Source organism: Paenibacillus sp. RC67 (assembly GCF_030020805.1).
GTDB lineage: Bacteria > Bacillota > Bacilli > Paenibacillales > NBRC-103111 > Paenibacillus_S.
On the sequence record NZ_CP125098.1, the window covers coordinates 6946049 to 6963357 of the forward strand.

Consider the following 17309-nt stretch of genomic DNA (forward strand, 5'->3'; position numbering starts at 1 on the left):
AAAAAAATACTTTGAGAATTCCACAACAAAAGCCATCCTCCGAAAACGAAGGATGGCTTCCTACCTCTTTCACTACCCCAAAATCTCCCCAACCCCAGGAATCGCTTCCTGGGCTCCTAACCGTGTGACAGCAATAGCCGAAGCACTTTGCGCCAGATCCACCGCTTCATCCATACTCTTACCCGCGATAATCATCGCAGCCAGTGTCCCAGAGAACGTATCCCCTGCCGCGGTGGTGTCAACAGCCACCACCTTGCGAGCCTCTCTATACACATTCTCGGTCCCGTTAAAGTACACGATCCCCTTCTCTCCTAGCGTAATGAGAGGGTAACGAATCCCTTTGCCGCGCAAAACATCCAGAGCTTGGAGAGCATCGTCAGCGCTCCGTATCTCCACATCCGTGTATACGCGGCACTCGATTTCATTCGGCGTGAAGTAGTCCACGCCGCGCAGAATGTCGTCATCTAACGGCACAGCTGGCGCCGGATTCAAGAAAATCGGCACCTTGCCCTTGAGCATACGAACCGCTTCATATACCGTCTCCATCGGAATCTCCAGCTGCAGCATAACGGCAGCGGCGGAGAGAAGCTCCTGCTCATAGCCGCGGATATAATCCGGTGTGACGTTGTTATTAGCCCCGCCATCCAGAATGATGCTGTTATTTCCATTCAGCACGGTAATAGCGGCGACGCCTGTCGTGACGTTCGGCTCACGCATCAAGTAGTCGGTGTGTACCCCATAGCCCGAGAGGCCGTCAAGCAAAGACTGGCCGAAGAGGTCATCGCCGACTTTGCCCATGAACCAGGTATTGGCGCCCATCTTGGCGCAGGCGACTGCTTGGTTGGCTCCTTTACCGCCGGGGGAGAGGAAGAAGCCCTCTCCCTGCATCGTCTCACCGATTTCTGGAATGCGGCTTGTAAGCATCACCATATCCATATTCGCGCTCCCCAGGACAATAATTTTTCCCATTGGCCTAGATCTCCGTCACTCGAATATCACTGTAATAAGATCTCGCCACGCCGAGCGTGCTCACGCCGTACATGCCATAGCCCCATGTATCATCTGTGTGTGTCAGCACTTGCTCGCCGTTAATGCTGAGCGTAATCGTATTCCCTTGCGCCGTCACCTTGAGATCATATTCCTTATTCAACTGCCAAGCATAGCTGGTCGATACAAGCTTCTTGTATCCGAAGTCGTTGATATAGATCGCGACTTGATCCTTGCCGTCGAAGCCTGCGTGGTAACCACGCATAGCGCCCTGGGCGCGGATGGCTACGAGATGCGAGTCGCCGATCTGCGGGTTGATCTTCACCGACACGGAGTAATCCTGCGCGAAGTAGCTGCCTGTATATGCCTCGCTAGGCTCGGCAGTCATCAGGTACATGGCTCCGTCGACCAGGCTCCAAGCGCCGTGGTTGTGGGCGAAAGGTGTCACGCAGCCGAAGTCCATGGATTGCTTGCTGAAATCGATACTGTAATCCGCTTTGCCGTAGATGCGGAATTCGTCGATAAAGACGCGACCGAGGCTCTTCGGCTTACGCGTCGAGTAGGCCTCGAGCACGATGCCGACTTCGTCGATCAGTTCGCCTTCTGAATCCGGGATGTCGAATTCGACATGAATCCATTCTTGATTTACGAGCTTGATATAACCTTGAACAAGCTCCTTCTTGCTCTTGGCTAAGCGGACGTAAGGAGCGATGCCCATCGTCTCATTGCCGCTCCATTGGTCAAGGAAGATATTCATCGACACTTTCTGGCCGGAATAGGCGCGCGGCGCGAAGGTCGGAGAGTAACGCTCGTCGCTGAAGTCATCGCGGGTATAGAATGGCTTATAAAACACTTTGGATTTCTCCCCGCGGACCATGCGATCGAAAACCACTTCGAGGGAGCCGGTTCCCTTGAACGCTTTTTCCGTGGAATGACGCGCTTGGCAGTAAAACGGATCGGACACGCGAATGTTATGTGTCGAGCCTGGAAGATCGAAGTCGAAGTAGATTTCGTTCTCCTTGAAGCTGTCCTGAAGCTCTTGCGGGCAAGGCTCCTTCGCCAGACGGTAGCCGAGAATCGTCAGCTCCTTGGCATAGCTCGGAATGTCCAGAATGTTGAGATAACCGGAGATACCCGACATCACGATAGAGTCGTTGATCGGCTTGCGGTATTTGTCCGCGATGCCTTCCAGTCCTACGGCTACGCCTAGTACAGTGCCGACGTTGCCTGCGTTGCAATCGGTATCCCAGCCACACATGGTTGCGATCTCGACGGTGCGGTTGAAGTCGCCTTGACCGTAGATCATCGCGAGGACGCAGACGCCGGCGTTCGGGATGATATGGCAGACGCCTTTGTATTTGTCATAGCCCCAGTCTCTTTCCAGCATATCCCGGCAGGCGCGGAAGTCGCCTGGATGCTCGGCGTGGAACGCCAGCACCGCTCTAGCCACCTGTGCGTAGAGCGAATCCGCAGGAACTTGCGCGAGTCCTGCTTCAATAATTTCGTTAATATCCGAGGTTAGGAACGCTTGGGCAATCGCCGCGCAGAAGAATCTCGCACCCAGTACGCCTTCGCCGTCATGGGATACATGAGCTGCGGCTTCGCCGAAGTCGGCGGCTTTCTTAGGGTTGCCTGGATTAACGAGCCCCCATGTGTCGATAAAAATTTGTCCGCCGATCTGTTCGGCGATGATGAGTCCATTCTGCTCGATAGAACCAGCTTGTGGGGCCGGAATGCCGTTCTTCAAGTTAATGAAGGCGGTATGCTCGGTGCTGACACCGTAGCCGCCCCACCAGAACATCCCGACACCTTCACGGGCATAGTTCAGCCAAGCGCGAGCGACATCGTTCGGAGTCACATCTCGATCCACGGCATCGTCATAGAGTGCGCGTAGGAAGTAGTACGGACCGTTCGCATCGTCGTCGGCCGCGAAGTTTTTGAATTCCTTAACGTAATCGGTAATTTCACCGTAAGTATTTTGTATACGTTCATAAGTCCAAATGGTTGGCTCGACCGGGGCACCCAATCGGATGCCGATATTCATGCCTAAGTAGCCAGAGTACACTTTTTCTAAATAATTTGAAGGAATCACTATGAGTCCACCGCCTTTATTGTATTGAGCCGAGCTGCTGTTGTCTGCGCTGGCAGAATTGAATATCTTCTTGAATAATGGCCGAAGCCGCTTCGATGAATCGGTTGCATTGCGTTTCAAAGTCCTGCTTGTTCGCTTCTTCCAAGGCTGCGATTTCGTCAGCTGGAATCGCCTGCACACCCTGCATCGCTCCCAGAATCGCGCCGATCATGACACCGATGGAGTCTGTGTCACGGCCGGAGCTGACGCCATCTTTTACAGCTTCGAGTAGATCGCCGTCGTGCAGCACGATGTAGCCAAGTGCTAGCGGCAGCTCCTCGATCGAAAACAGTCGGCTCGGCGTGTAGTGGTTTGACGGGATACCGAGCTTGTCGATGCTGCGGTTGACGTCGTCACCCATCGGAGAGTACGGAGTCATCGCCTCGTGCAAAGCCTGCACGACCTTGCTCCGGTCCTGCTTCTCGGAGCGCAGCTCCAACGCTCTCTTGCACACGTCCTGAATCGCTCGCTTCGTCCCGTCCTTCGCATAGCAAAGCGCCGTGTCCAAGATATCTTGGACGCTCACTCCCGGCTCGAATGCCTTGGCGACGCAGGCCGCCAGTACGCCCGCTGCTTCCAGTCCATAGCTCAGCTGATGGCCAGAGGCGAACAGGATCGCTTCATCGTAAGCCGCCTTCGGATTGCACGCATTCACTATTCCTATAGGAGCAATGTACATGGCCGCTCCGCAGTTGACCATATTGCCGTAGCCGCCCTCGCGCGGCTCGCAGTTCGCCAGCACATGCCGATTGAAAATATGCTTTTCAGGATAAAACAATCGATCCAGAATGAGCGCTTCCCGTCCGAATTCCGGAATATATCTTGGACGGAACCCGATTTCCTTCACAAATTCATTAGCCATATCGTACGCGTCTAGATGGCGCCGCTCCGTGCAGTATACGTTCATCAGCGCCAGCGTCATTAGCGTATCGTCCGTCACGATGCCCTGCCCTCTCATTCTGCCGAGCCGCGACGTGTCCGGCCAATCTGCTTTCCACCACTTCGTCCTTACCGTTTCGATTCGGTCGTATTTTTCTTTGATCTGGGCATGGGTCATTTTCTCTACGACTGCCCCCATCGCATCGCCGAAGGCCGTACCGAAGACTACTCCTTTGACCCGGTCTGCAAAAGAAATCATGAGCCTGCTCTCCTATCCATACCGGGAGTGCGAAGCCGAAAGCCCCACACTCCACAGCTTTTTTATCTGATTCTGTCTTACCACTTCTAAGCATGCCAACCGTTTTACTTGATCGTTTTATTGGCGTACTCCGTCATTTCCTTACCGCCAGCGGCGTTCCAATCCTGCACGAATTTATCGAAATCGGCGATCGTTTTCTTACCTGTGACGACATTCGCGGCGAATTCCTTATACAGCGCGTTGCAGGCATCCCACTTGGTAGCCAGCTCGGCAGGGATGATGAAGCTGTTGTCCTTGCTGGACATGGAAGCCATCATCTCCAGCGACTTGGTAGCCGGTTCGGACAAGTAAGGTGTCGACGGATCGAATTCTTTGTCCGGCTTGAAGTTCACGGTCGATTCTACAAAGCGCGCATACCACTCGGCGAATTTATCCGTTAATTTGATTTTGTTGTCTACAATCTTGTACTGCTCGCCTTCTACGCCAAGCTTATCTAGCATTTGTCCTTTGGGACTAGCCAGGAACTCCAGTACAGCGAAGGCCATATCTTTGTTCTTGGACGTTTTGCCAATAGCGAAGCCGCGGCTTTCCTTGCTCACATCAACAGGCATATAGCCTTGACCTTTGCCTTTGGCTGGCGGAAGCGGCATAAGCTTCGCGTTTGCGCCATTTTGGGATATCGCTTTTGTATTGTAGATATCGATAACCTTGCCCTGCGTTCCTGCGATGACAGCTGCTTGACCGTCGTAGAACGCTTTTTCCTTCGTATCCCATTTCTTCGTTAAGAACTCTGGATCGAGCAACCCATCTTTATACAGCTTCGCGTAAAATTCCAGTTTGTCTTTTTCGAACGAGGTCGTTTTGCCAAACGCATACTTGCCGTCCGAGCCTTTGATCCATGTCGACGTTAAGCCGAACGCTTGACCGAAGGTCGCATCGAGCTCATCCAAGGTGCCTGCCGTTGTATAGGCGAACTTGGCGCCGTTCTTGTCCTTCACTTCCTTGAGGAAGTTATAGTAGTTGTCGATGGTCGGATTCGCGAGCAAATCCTTGCCCGTAGCCGTTTTGTTCAGCCAATCCTGACGGACCACCGGAACCGAGTTGCTGATCGGGGACAGCCATACGAGATACGGATAGTTCTTCATTCTTTCCTTGTTGTATGGGTTCATTGAGGCTTTCACATGGGTGGATTTCTCGATGTAAGGCGTCAAATCCTCAAGAATCTTCTGCGTGACCGCGAATTGGTAGTCTCCGCCCTGGAAGTAGATCAAGTCCGGAATGTTGCCGCTTTGCAGCAGCAGGCCTAGCTTCTCGGAGTAGGTGCCGCTCTGTACCGGAACGATCTGCAGCTTCACATTTTTCCCTTCGGCCTTCATACCTTCTTCAATGCCTTTGAGCAGTTTGTCGTCTGGGGTTAGATCTTTATCGACAATGGTAATCGTCACGGGCTTATCCGATGAGCCTTGTGCCGAATCGGCCGGAGCCTTCGTATCGCCGGAGCTGCAAGCGGTCGTTACCACCATTAAGCTGGCTGCCATTAGGGTGAACATTTTTTTCATTTCTGTTTTCCTCCCCATTTTCATTGGATATGAATTATTCTTTGACGCCGCCATCCATGACCCCTTTGGTGTAATACTTCAGAATGATCGGATACAGCATGAGAATCGGAACCATGGCAACGATGATTGTAGCCGCTTTCAACGACGAGAAATCGAGCTGGGCAATATTGTTGTTCTTCAGCAGATCGGTCGCGCCAACTAGGCTTGTTGTATCCCGTTCGACGACGAATTGTCTTAGGAGCACCTGAAGCACTGTATTGTCACGGCTGGATAGGAAGATACTCGATTTGAAAAACTCGTTCCACTTCGCAATCGCATAGAACATCCCAATCGTTAGCAGTGGAATACGCGCCAGCGGCATCACGATTCTTATGAACAAGGTCATATGCCCCGCTCCGTCAATCTTGGCTGCTTCGATCAAGGAATCCGGAATTTCCTCCAGAAAACGCATCATGATGATCAAGTAATAAACGTTAATCATCCGGTACAGCACCATCGCCCACAGACTATCCAGCAAATGCAGGTCCTTGATAACCATGTATTCCTGCACGATCCCCGGCTCGAAAATCATAATGATGATGAGGAAGATCATGATCGGCGTTTTGAACGCCAGATTTTTGCGAGTCAGTACATAGGCGGCAAGCGTTGTAAAAAAGATACTTAAGCACGTGCCGACCACCGTAATGAACACCGAATTGAGCAGCGCTTTTCCGACAATCGGATTGCTGAGAACGACTTGAAAGTTAATGAAAGAGAAGCCTCTCGGCCATACTTCATACCCATGCAGCAGATTCACCTTGGAAGGGTGAGATAGGGCTCTCGCAAGCAGGTTCATGATCGGTACGAACATCGTTAATGTAACAAGCGTCAGAACAAGCGCTATGATCGCTTTGGATACGGTAAGCTTTCTTTCTAGCATGATACATCCACCTCCTTACCATGCGCCTTTTGAGGTTAATTTCTTCGAGATAAAATGCGTGGACAGCACGAGCACGACGCCGATCAAGCTTTTGAATAGGTTGGCTGCCGTCGCAAACGAATATTGCCCGTTGATCAGACCGACGCGATATACGTACGTATCGATGATGTCGATGTGGCTGTTGACGGAATCATTAGTGAAGTTAAGCACCTGATCCAGTCCAGCGTTCATAATGAAGCCGACATTCAGAATGAAAATGGTGACCATCGGCACGTACAAATGCGGCAGCACGATTCTCGTCACGATATGCCAACGGCTTGCTCCATCGACATAAGCGGCTTCGTACAGACTTGGGCTAACGCCCATGATAGCGGCAAGGAAAATGATCGAATCCCAGCCGATACTGCGCCAAGCCTCACTAGCTAGCAGCACCCAGCGGATGCTGTCTTTGTCCGTCAGAAAATCTTTAGCCGGCATGCCGAGCGCCTTCACGAATTCATTGACCGCCCCGGTCGACGGAGACAGGAACTCGAACCAGATGCCTGCAATTACGACCCACGATAGAAAATGCGGCAAATACGATACGACCTGCACCGCTTTGCGGAACTTCCCGTTAGCGAACTCGTTCAGCATCAAGGCGAACAAAATCGGGATAGGGAAAATGAGGAACATTTTCATGGCGCTAATAATTAATGTGTTTTGCAATACATTGGCAAAGACCGGAGTACTGAACAGCTCCTTGAAATATTTAAGTCCTACGTACTCGTGATCGCCAAGAATGCGATAATCGTAGAAGGCCAGCTTCATGCCGATAATGGGCCACACATGAAAAAGAACGAAATAAACGATGCAGGGTAGCAGCATGAGATACAGGATTTTATCTGCCCACATTCGCTTCATTGTAGTGTACACTTGTTCACTCTCACCTCTTGTCTAGTAAATTCTAAGTTGATTGTTAAGCTGCCTTAACGCTCAACATGAAAGCGCTTATTTCTATACATTAAATTTTACTTAATTCTTGTGGATGAGTCCTCTTCAATTCGCTTCATTTCTTCTCAAAAATAGCTATTCTTACGAAGTCAGCACGTATTTTCTGAATTCTTTAGGGGTCATTCCTACAATTTGCTTAAAGGACCTGTAGAACGAAGCATGGCCTTGAAAGCCGCAAGACAGATACACCTCGGTAATCGATACATGGGGATCGCTCAACTTCTTTTTCGACTCGTGAATACGGATTTTGGTTAAATATTCTTTGAAGCCTTCTCCCATCGTTTCTTTAAATAAATGATAAGCCCGGGACGTGCTTAAGGATAAACTGGCAGCCATATCTTTAAGCTGAATATTTTCATGATATTGATGATGAATCATCCCGAGAGCCGGCTGCAATTTCTTATAGGCCTGCATCGATCGGTTCCACTCTTCCATTGGAATTTCTTTGGCATAATGGCGAAAAAGGTAGGTGCATACTTGCATCAGCAAGCCTCGAATCATGCTTGTGTAGGCCCGATCCTGCTCCTTCATTTCATTCCAAATGTCTCGAAGAAGCGTTCCAATCTGTGCAGCTGCCTGCAGATTTCCATCGATTTTATTCACGAAATACTTTGACTTCATAAAAAACGGGGCTAACAACTCATTCTCCCCACCATCTATCAAAGAACCATCAAATTTTAAGAAGTGAAACTGGCATGGCTTCAAGGGGTCCGATTGCGCCCGATGCTGTTCCATATGACTAACAACGAACACATCGCCTGTATTGATCTCATATCTCTTGTCCTCAAAGTAAAAAAGTCCCTTTCCCTCAAGGCAATATCCAACCTCAAACGAAGTGTGCCAATGGAATGGTTCAAGAAAGATACTTGGCATCCAGCGTGATATATGAATGGGAACATTTTTATTGAAGTTATAATCTCGCTTCACTATAAATCCGGGAGCGACAGCGCTTGGGCGAACAGATGAACCTGCTGCCTCGTTCATAGGTTGACTTCCAATTCCATTAACGGCGCATGCTGCTGGGCTCCATAGACGTCGCGGTCGAGAAATGTACCGGACGATACTTTGCGGGAGAACGTAATCTTGAACCCTAGCGCCTGATCGAAAAACACGATATGCGTAATGCTCTCTTCCGGAATGTTGTAGAGCCGGGATACCAGCGTCTTGTTGATCAGCTCCTGCTCCTTGACTCTGAAGTAGATCGCAGGATCGGTGAACAGCACGTCGACTGTAATTTCAAATGGCCCGCTGTTCTTGCTGCGCAAAACAGCTGCTGCGTCATATAGCTTCATGGCTGCACCTCCGTATATTCGATAGGGAACATCTCCAGCCCGTCGGCGACCTCCATCAAGTGATAGACGGAAAATTCGTACACGGCGCCGAACGGCACATCGCTCGGTGCAAAAGGGAACGCCAGATTGCCTGCGGTCGCTTTGCGGCCTTCATAGCCGTAATGCAGGAAGGTCGATCTCACTGAGCTGCAGATGGCATTCGCCAGCTCCTGCGTCTTCGCCACGACCTCGAATACGACACCCAATTCATGGGCCGGGGTGCGCTGTGGCTCCAGCTCTCCTAATACGCCATTCAATCCATAATTGATAAAATGAATGCTGTAATCCTCCGGTGCAACTTCACTGTAATAATCCCGAACCTGCTGCTTCACCAGCTCTTCCACTTCTTCGATGCGGGAGATTAGCAGCGGATCGCGCACGCCTGCGACGACGAACGTCCGGTAAGCCACCTTCATGGCGCCTTCCAGCTTGATCTTGTACACCGGCGTCTCTTCGATTCGGCTTCCAGTGACTTCGACGCTTCCGTCTCCAAGCTCGGTGAATCGGCATTGTTCGAGATTCAAGACCATCCCCGGTCCGTGCAAAATGTATGGGTGATCTTTCTCATAAAATGTATGGGCGGCCACCGATACGGCCGTGCATTTGCGGGCATCGCTCAATGGCTGGACGATGAAGGAATCCTGCTTAAGCGTGCCGAGCATACTGTCCTTGGTCGTCCCCGGCTCTGCCGATAGGGCGGCGCACTCGAGGATTTTGCCGAGATGGTAGGCGAGCGCCGTGTCAAACCCGTGGTACATTGCGACCGCCGCGAACGGCGAAGGGTCATAAGCGCGTCCGCAAACGATGATGTCCGCACCGGCCGCAAGAGCTTCGATGATCGGCTCGTGGCCCATCTGAGCGACGATGCGGCTTGTCGCTTCCAGCCTTTCCTGCGTCAGCGGCGCTACGGTTAAGCCTAGCGGCTCGCATTCGCCTGCTTGCAGCTTCGCTTCCACTACCTCATGGGGGATATCTGCCCATATGGTAGCCATCTTGATCCCGCCGATCCCATGATCTTGTAGGATCTCCATGATGATCGACTGCGTCCATTCCACGTGGACCTTCGCACCGCTTCCTCCGGCAGAACCGATGATGACCGGGATGCCTGCCTTAACGCCTTCCGTGATAATGATCTCCAGGTCCTTCTTGCAGGCCTGCCTGCTGACAATGGCCGTACCCGCGCCTAGCTTATGAGGGCCCGCGTCGGTGGAACCGGCATCCACTACGATCGCATCTGGCTCATGTTCCATGCCTTTCATGAAGGACGCCTTGGGAAAACCGTACCCCAGCATGCCGCAGGGGGCTAGAATCTTGAATTGTTCTTTTGTCATATTCACCCTCCACTTGTCCAAGCGTCATCTTGTATTTTGGTGTAATTACGCGATGCTTCTCTTCTGCTGGTGAACGATCGTCCGCTCATGCAGAAGCTCATTTTTTAAAATATCCACTGATGTAATCGCTTGCAACGAGGCCTTAAAAAGCTGCTGCTAGCTCAAAGAAGCTCTAATGCGGATTAGTCCGATGGAGATAGCATGATTTTGGATAATTGGATGATCCAATTAAATGATCAAAAGGATGCGCTTCATCCGTTTGATCCCACTTTGTTCAACATAATATTTTGCTTCACTTGGCTGATATGGTACAAAAGCGCTTCCTTTGCTTTCTGTGGGTCTTTCTCTTTAATGGCCTGGAGAATTTGGAAATGCTCTTTGTAGACTTCCGCTTTCCGGCCGGGAATGTCGACGGTCTTCGTAGCTGTCTTTTGCAAGAGGTCCATATGCAGCTCAATCAGATTCACCAACACCACGTTATGTGTAGCCTTGGCAATCGATAGATGAAACGCCTGGTCAGGACTCATCGGATCGTCCGAGTCGCTGTCGATGGTGCCCCATCTTTCAAGAGCGCTTTCAATTTCCTGAATATCTGGCTCGGTCGCCCGCTTCGCCGCTAGCTCCACAATACCGGTTTCGAATATTTCCCGAGCTTCCAGCAGCTCGATAATCGTAGCCCGCTCGATATTCTCAATAATTCGCTTCTGATCTTCCGCTTTACTGAGATTTTTGCTAAGGTAACGGCCACCGCCGGGACGGGTCTCGATCAGCCCTTCTCGCTCCAAGATGCGGAATGCTTCGCGCAAAGTCCCTCTGCTGATGCCGAACGCTTGAGCCAGCTCCCTCTCCGTAGGCAGCACATCGCCTGGAGCCAGATTACCCTCGAGAATTAAGCTTTCGATCTGCTCAATGACATCCTCGTACACCCTATGGTATTTGATCTTCTTAATAGTCATTGTCATTAACCTTTCCATGTCATCATGACTTGCCGGATAATTGGATCACCCAATTATCCACACCTTCATAGTAATCAGTATGGGTGGATGTGTCAAGAATATTTTTACATCCTATTATTTTTGCATCCGAAAGATGTTGGGCTACTTTCTATTTAAAGAAAAACACCTGCCTAGTACAGGCAAGTGCTGTAATTCACCGTCAATAATCCGTAACGATTACGCGCGGCTAAAGCCTACTTTAGGGAAAGCTTCGTTGATTCAATGGCTAAGCTTATAGCCGCTGAGACTCTTCAACACATAGCCATCTAATGTTTTTTCCATAATCAGAGTAAAATCATGTGAGAGCTTCGAAGGCTCTTTGTATGGTCTGTCCTTGGGTCCCCAGTCGTTCACATCCGACTCCAATTCAATCTTCAACACATTGAGATCAAAATAATACTCAACGGTCTTCATATTGGCTTTATTTAACGTATATTTACCGATAGGCGGCTCTTTCCCTTCATTCTCTTGAAGGTACTCTTCCGAATATAGCCCCTTCTCGGTAAGGGTATGGTTATAGCTATCTGCTATGATTTTATCCACCATATTTTGCAGTTTGGCAATGGGAACTTTCAATTGCTTCATGGCTGGCGCACTGCTATCTTTTGTTTCCTCTGGTGCTTGATTAGACTCTGGCTGTTTGGGTTCCCCTTGATACTCTTTTGCATCCTTATAGGGCTTCCCGTTGGTGGATTTTGCACCGTAAACGGCTGTCTTAATAGTTATGGCATTAGTGTCATCATTCCAGTCAATCTCCCCGCCAAGAGCATTAGTTAGAGCGCGAGAAGGCAAATAGGAATTACCGTCGTAGATCACAGGGTACACCGGATTGCCATCAGGATCAGCAAAGGATACATGCTCATCATCAATGATGACTTTGATCCCTTTGTTTAGGTAGGCTTTAACTTCTGCAATATTAGCCCCAGCATAGGCCCCGCCAACGGCAGACATACTAACCGCTGAAATCACCAAGATGGTTATTGCAGCGCCTTTCATCTTTATTCCCCTGACATATTTCATATGTAAATCTCTCCATTTTCCTTCAAATTTTGGATGCTATATACAATTATCGGCAAAATGGAGTTTCATGTTAAGTAATACAGTTTAGAACAAGATAAGCACACAGGCTAATCCGAGAAAGATGCAAAGCGGGCTATAGAGCCACGTATCCTTCCTCGCGAAAATAGAGTGCTTTATTTTCTTGAAAAATCCTACATAGGTGAAATCACCTATCGCTCGAAGAAAGAAAACGATAGCGCAAGCCATGCAGCTCCAGCGTGTGTTCTTGGAGTATAGGGCAAGCTACTTTTTCTCGACAGTTATCGTCTCTTCTTTCCCATTCCATTGGATACGGAGTTTAAAGCTCTTTTCCTCCTCGTAAGGCTTAGTCATTGTCCCTTTTCCTTTCATCACGAGATGCCGCGATTGGGGATCCCCCCTCCCTTCGCTGTTGAAATTTTTGCTGCTCTCAAAGGCATAATAAACTTTCGATATAGGCTGGCTTTCTTTGCCGATATACTCGATTGCATAGGATTTCTCATTAGAGGACAAATTTACAGAACAGTTGACGCTCCAGAACTCGCTTTTTCCGTTAAAATCTACAGACCTTGAACAACCTATCAAGCCTAACAGACTGAGCAGCAGGATCAAGCTTGCTATCCATCGTTTCATACTCATTCCCCTTTGCGATTCATGTATTATAGCGCATAGTATACCTTCCAAAACTTAACAGATTAAGAGACGAATTCTTAATACTTTCTTAACGATGCCGATTCGCTCCGAACAGCAAAAAAACCGACATGGCAGCAGTGGCCGCGTCGGCTTTTGAAATAGAAAATCCCTATTTTTTCATGGATATAACAAATTCAAGAACGGCAATAACCGTCAAATGGACAGGGTAAAAGCTTCTCCATACCCATCTAGGCATCCGCATATTTTCAACCTGCTTCCATACAGTTGGAGCATACACAATGGCTATCGTTGTGATGATGCTGTAGGCTTCGATAACCCAGCCTTTCAGAAAAAGAAACAAGACATTCAAAGCGAAATGACATAGAACCATATAATGACTTTTCGTATACTTATAGATCAGCACCAGCAGTACACCGTACAATCCGTAATCGAAGCTGAGGGCCTCCATAGCCACCGACATAGCAATTACCGCGGGGAGCCAGATCCATCTGGCCGTATTTTCGATGAGATATAAGATGATCACGCACATCAGCAGCGTCCCTACCGCATTCACTCCTCTAGTACCTAGAGCCAGCATGAAAGGAATTTGGGATAGGAGAGCGATGATGAAAAGACGAACCAAATACAGCTTCAAATTCCTTGTGTGCTTATATCCTAGGACAATAAAGTAAGCATAGATGGGAAACGCAATCCGACCGATCATCCTCCATACCGCTTGATCTTTAAAGAACACCAAACCGATGTGATCGATGAGCATGGTCAGCATAGCAATAAGCTGCATCAGGGGTCCTCCCTCCAAGAGCGTCGTATATTAAGAATATACTGCCGATAGGGCATCTGTACAGCGGTTCGAGGACTTAATCGGATGATGAATTTTTCTACTCAGCCGCACCCATCACTCGGATTTCAGCCACTTTAACGTGACAAGGAAGGTGCTCGTAGACTCCCATTTCCTGAATGATCGGATATAGGCTTTGCAGCGCCTCTGGTTCCAGCCTTCCTATCGTCGAGACCTTCACCATGTCCTTGGAGGTCACCCCTGAGAATGCCTTGGCAAAATGATTCGTAGGCAGCACAGCCGTAATGCCTATCCCATAGTTGGCAGCAGAGAACGGCGTACTGCCGCCGATCAGAATCTCCCCCGCATGACGCACCAGCTCTAGCACCCGCTTCTCCTGCTCTTCTTCGCAAACGATCATTAAGTGCTCCGGGGCAAATCCATTAATAAATTCACAAGCCTGCTCGATATCCGGCGCAACAACAATAGCTCCTTTACCCTCGGGACCAAATACTTGCTTTAAATAGGTCTGTCTGACTCCTTCAACTTCTTCAATACATTGGGACAAAAGCATTTCTACTTGGGTCGCCAAGTCTACAGAGGTCGTAACTAGAATGGAAGTGGAATCGGGACCATGCTCCGCTTCATTGATGAGATCATAAGCGGTTTGTCGAGGATCGGCCGTCTCATCAGCCATAATTGCACTTTCCGTAGGACCGATGCCTAACGCGCTCTTTTTGCCATAGGTCATAGCCACACTCATAGCCGCTGCAATTCCTCCTGGACCTGGGCCGAAGATGCCGTCCACCTCGGGAATGGACTCCGTTCCTTGAGCAAAGCCTGCGATAACGGCTACGCCGTTGCCTATAACGAATTGATCTGCTCCTGCTAGCTTTGCAGCCGCTACAGTCCCTGAATCAGCTGTTCCATCCTTCAGCGGAGGCATGCCAACTACAATGTTAGGGACACCCGCTGCTTTCGCTGCGGCGACCAGCATAATGGAGGTGGACACGAGTGGGCCTTTCCTGGCAGGTATCCAAATACCGACACGATCTAGCGGTCTCACCTTTTCTCCGACGATGGTTCCGGGTCTGATTTGTCGCTCCCACGATTGGGGGAGTAAGGTAAGATTGACTTCCCGCACATTGCGTATGGCATGTTCCACCGCTGCACGTAAAGCAGGAGTTAAAGAAGCGATGCACTGATCAACATAGTCTTCAGTAAGATTTAGCTCATCCAGCGTTGTACCATCGAACTTTTGTGTGCAGCTGCGGACTGCTTCATCTCCCCGAACCGCCACCTCGTCAAAAATTTGCAGCACCCCGGTTAATACCTCCCGGCTAAAAAGCATTTTGTGCGATACAAGCCTCCCTGTAAGCAGCTCGTTGTCCTGCGGTAAAGAATACCTTATCTTCTTCATCATGAATCGACCTCCCTTAGTGTGGTTAACAAAAAAGAGCCATGCGGGATAAAAAATACCCACATGACTCTTATGTTTCAAGTCCGTAGGTATAACGCCAATAAGCGTTTGTACCTACGGACTCATTGATCCGTAATACAAACGCCTAACTATGATGATGACTGTAGGATTCGATCAAATAAGTGCAATAATTAATATTCATTTTGATGATCCTCCTCAGCCATTTTGGTTTATTATATCGGGGCTATAGAGTTTTGTAAATAGTTACCATATAAAATTTAATACGTTGCTGTTTCTAGTTGACACCAATGCGCCGCCATCGTGATAAATTCAAGGTTGGTCGGCTTGGATTTGTTCAACATGCTGGAGTTCCCAAATGCCTCCTTCAAAGAATCCTTATCTTTTCGTACCCAACATACTTCTATCGCATGACGAATGCCTCGTTCCACACGGCTTGGTGTGGTTCGATATTCCTCGGCAATGACCGGATAAACGGAGCGAGTTATCGCCGAGATAGCCTCTGGATCACGCATGACTATTAGTATGGCTTCTTTTAAATACTGAAACCCTTTTACATGAATGGGGACACCTAGAAAATTCAGTAGACGGACCACCTTTTCCCTCTCTTCTGAATGAGCCATTTCAAAACTTGCCCGTGGAGAGCCAACTATTGGCTTGGGGCTGCTTTCAACAATAGCCTTCTGTGAATCGACGGAAACATTCAACACGACCGGCTTTCCTATCTCATCCAGTTTATTCAATCTAACCATTAGCTTGTTGTCCAATTTACCAAGAGCTGACTTCAGCCCTTGAATCTCAGAGACCATGGCGTTCAATTTTGGAGATTCGGATGAATGCGATGGTTGAGATAGTTGACCCACTTGAGACCATTTATTGTTCATTTCAGCAAGCAGCTTCATCATATTCCGCTGATTCGCTTCCAACTCATACATTTTGTTCGTTAACATTTTCAATTCTTTTAATAGTGCTTCTTCAAACTGCCCGCTCATTCTTCTGCCTCTTCTCTATGTACTATGTATATCATTTCCATCACCCTATTATAAAATAGAAAAGGCCACCAATAAAGGTGGACTTTGGAATACATTATTTTCTATGAGTGCATTCTTTGATCTTCAGATTTAGAAAATAATCCCGGAGCCGAAACAACTCCATTCGAGCCTCATATTCAGACCCTACCCGGGTCAATCTCTTTTTTCCATAAAATACGGCGAACATTCATGCTTCCTCTCCTTTGATATCTAATATTCAGTTTCAATATTTCTAATTATTAATGTCTTTTATTTACTAAAATCTTAATAGAAATCTTATTAAAAAAAGAAGAAAAAAACCACTGAACGCAGTGGTTTTCTCCCAATACTACCTCAATAGTAGAAGCTCTTGAATAAGTCGATCTCTTCTTTCTAAATGTTCTTCTTTATAATTCTGGGCATAAGGAGATAAAGCTTCTAGTAAATTCATTCCCACATCTTGTTTAAATCGAATTTGAATATCTTTTAATTGATTCCATGAAATAGGCACAGACGGAATATTTAATAGCTTTAACCCTTCTATGACTTCATTAACTTCTAAATTTAAATATTGAATTAATCTAATAAATGAGGATTCAGGCAATTCCCAGGGCATTATTGAATTATTTAATAATTGATAAATAGAATCTTCTATAATTTCTAAATAAGTTGATAATTCTTTAATATCAATATTCTGGTCTTCCAGTGCAAACTGAATTAATAATATACAATCAAAAGAATATGATTCTAGATTAAAGTCCAATAAATCCTCATCTTTTTCATAGATATGGTCATGTTTATTATTTAATAAATAGCTATTATAAGACTCAGAATCATCCAGCACTTTTTCTAAAAAATGATGATAGCCTATAACGGAATCGATGTTATTTGATTTTAATTTATTCATACATCAACTCTCCAAAATATTAAATTATCTATTTGTAAAATCATATTTATATAAATCATCTGGAACAGGTTAAAACTTAATAGTTTTGTTCTAACCTGCCCGT

The 17309-nt window shown here is 48.0% G+C and carries 16 protein-coding genes and 1 pseudogene; all 17 read right to left on the reverse strand.

Going from position 1 to position 17309, the window contains the following annotated elements; genetic code table 11:
• Positions 1–72: 72 nt before the first annotated feature.
• Entirely contained in the window at positions 73–969 is an 897-nt protein-coding gene (rbsK, locus tag QMA13_RS31490) for a ribokinase (RefSeq protein ID WP_282937581.1), read from the reverse strand.
• Positions 970–973: 4 nt separating this feature from the next.
• Complete coding sequence (locus tag QMA13_RS31495) at positions 974–3031, reverse strand: ADP-ribosylglycohydrolase family protein (protein WP_282937582.1); 2058 nt, start codon at positions 3029–3031, stop codon at positions 974–976.
• Between the two features lie 64 nt (positions 3032–3095).
• Positions 3096–4256, reverse strand: a complete 1161-nt coding sequence (locus QMA13_RS31500; RefSeq protein ID WP_282937583.1) for an ADP-ribosylglycohydrolase family protein — start codon at positions 4254–4256, stop codon at positions 3096–3098.
• A 104-nt stretch (positions 4257–4360) separates the two neighbouring features.
• Complete coding sequence (locus QMA13_RS31505) at positions 4361–5815, reverse strand: extracellular solute-binding protein (RefSeq protein WP_282937584.1); 1455 nt, start codon at positions 5813–5815, stop codon at positions 4361–4363.
• A 34-nt stretch (positions 5816–5849) separates the two neighbouring features.
• Positions 5850–6734 carry a carbohydrate ABC transporter permease gene (locus QMA13_RS31510; protein WP_282937585.1) on the reverse strand — a complete coding sequence of 295 codons (885 nt, stop codon included), beginning with the start codon at positions 6732–6734 and terminating at the stop codon, positions 5850–5852.
• Between the two features lie 15 nt (positions 6735–6749).
• Positions 6750–7634, reverse strand: a complete 885-nt coding sequence (locus QMA13_RS31515; protein WP_282937586.1) for an ABC transporter permease — start codon at positions 7632–7634, stop codon at positions 6750–6752.
• Between the two features lie 171 nt (positions 7635–7805).
• The gene (locus tag QMA13_RS31520; protein WP_282937587.1) at positions 7806–8708 is read right to left on the reverse strand and encodes an AraC family transcriptional regulator; all 903 of its coding nucleotides are present in this window, start codon (positions 8706–8708) and stop codon (positions 7806–7808) included.
• Positions 8705–9016 carry a DUF4387 domain-containing protein gene (locus tag QMA13_RS31525; protein WP_282937588.1) on the reverse strand — a complete coding sequence of 104 codons (312 nt, stop codon included), beginning with the start codon at positions 9014–9016 and terminating at the stop codon, positions 8705–8707. Before QMA13_RS31525 ends, QMA13_RS31520 begins: the two co-directional genes overlap by 4 nt.
• Positions 9013–10386, reverse strand: a complete 1374-nt coding sequence (locus QMA13_RS31530) for an acyclic terpene utilization AtuA family protein (protein ID WP_282937589.1) — start codon at positions 10384–10386, stop codon at positions 9013–9015. The genes QMA13_RS31525 and QMA13_RS31530 overlap by 4 nt, the downstream gene beginning before the upstream one ends.
• A 251-nt stretch (positions 10387–10637) precedes the next feature.
• On the reverse strand, positions 10638–11342 hold the full coding sequence (locus QMA13_RS31535) for a FadR/GntR family transcriptional regulator (RefSeq protein ID WP_282943662.1): 705 nt from the start codon (positions 11340–11342) through the stop codon (positions 10638–10640).
• Positions 11343–11600: 258 nt separating this feature from the next.
• A complete protein-coding gene (locus QMA13_RS31540) occupies positions 11601–12401 on the reverse strand; it encodes a stalk domain-containing protein (protein WP_282937590.1) in 801 nt (266 codons plus the stop codon).
• Between the two features lie 84 nt (positions 12402–12485).
• Positions 12486–12659 (reverse strand): annotated as a pseudogene (locus tag QMA13_RS31545) (DUF3995 domain-containing protein); the annotation flags it as partial.
• 24 nt (positions 12660–12683) lie between these two features.
• Positions 12684–13052 carry a hypothetical protein gene (locus QMA13_RS31550; protein WP_282937591.1) on the reverse strand — a complete coding sequence of 123 codons (369 nt, stop codon included), beginning with the start codon at positions 13050–13052 and terminating at the stop codon, positions 12684–12686.
• A gap of 169 nt (positions 13053–13221) precedes the next feature.
• Positions 13222–13854 carry a TraX family protein gene (locus QMA13_RS31555; protein WP_282937592.1) on the reverse strand — a complete coding sequence of 211 codons (633 nt, stop codon included), beginning with the start codon at positions 13852–13854 and terminating at the stop codon, positions 13222–13224.
• Between the two features lie 97 nt (positions 13855–13951).
• On the reverse strand, positions 13952–15274 hold the full coding sequence (gene hisD, locus QMA13_RS31560; protein ID WP_282937593.1) for a histidinol dehydrogenase: 1323 nt from the start codon (positions 15272–15274) through the stop codon (positions 13952–13954).
• A 275-nt stretch (positions 15275–15549) separates the two neighbouring features.
• Positions 15550–16281 carry a sporulation initiation factor Spo0A C-terminal domain-containing protein gene (locus tag QMA13_RS31565; protein ID WP_282937594.1) on the reverse strand — a complete coding sequence of 244 codons (732 nt, stop codon included), beginning with the start codon at positions 16279–16281 and terminating at the stop codon, positions 15550–15552.
• Between the two features lie 367 nt (positions 16282–16648).
• Entirely contained in the window at positions 16649–17206 is a 558-nt protein-coding gene (locus QMA13_RS31570) for a hypothetical protein (protein WP_282937595.1), read from the reverse strand.
• Positions 17207–17309 lie beyond the last annotated feature (103 nt).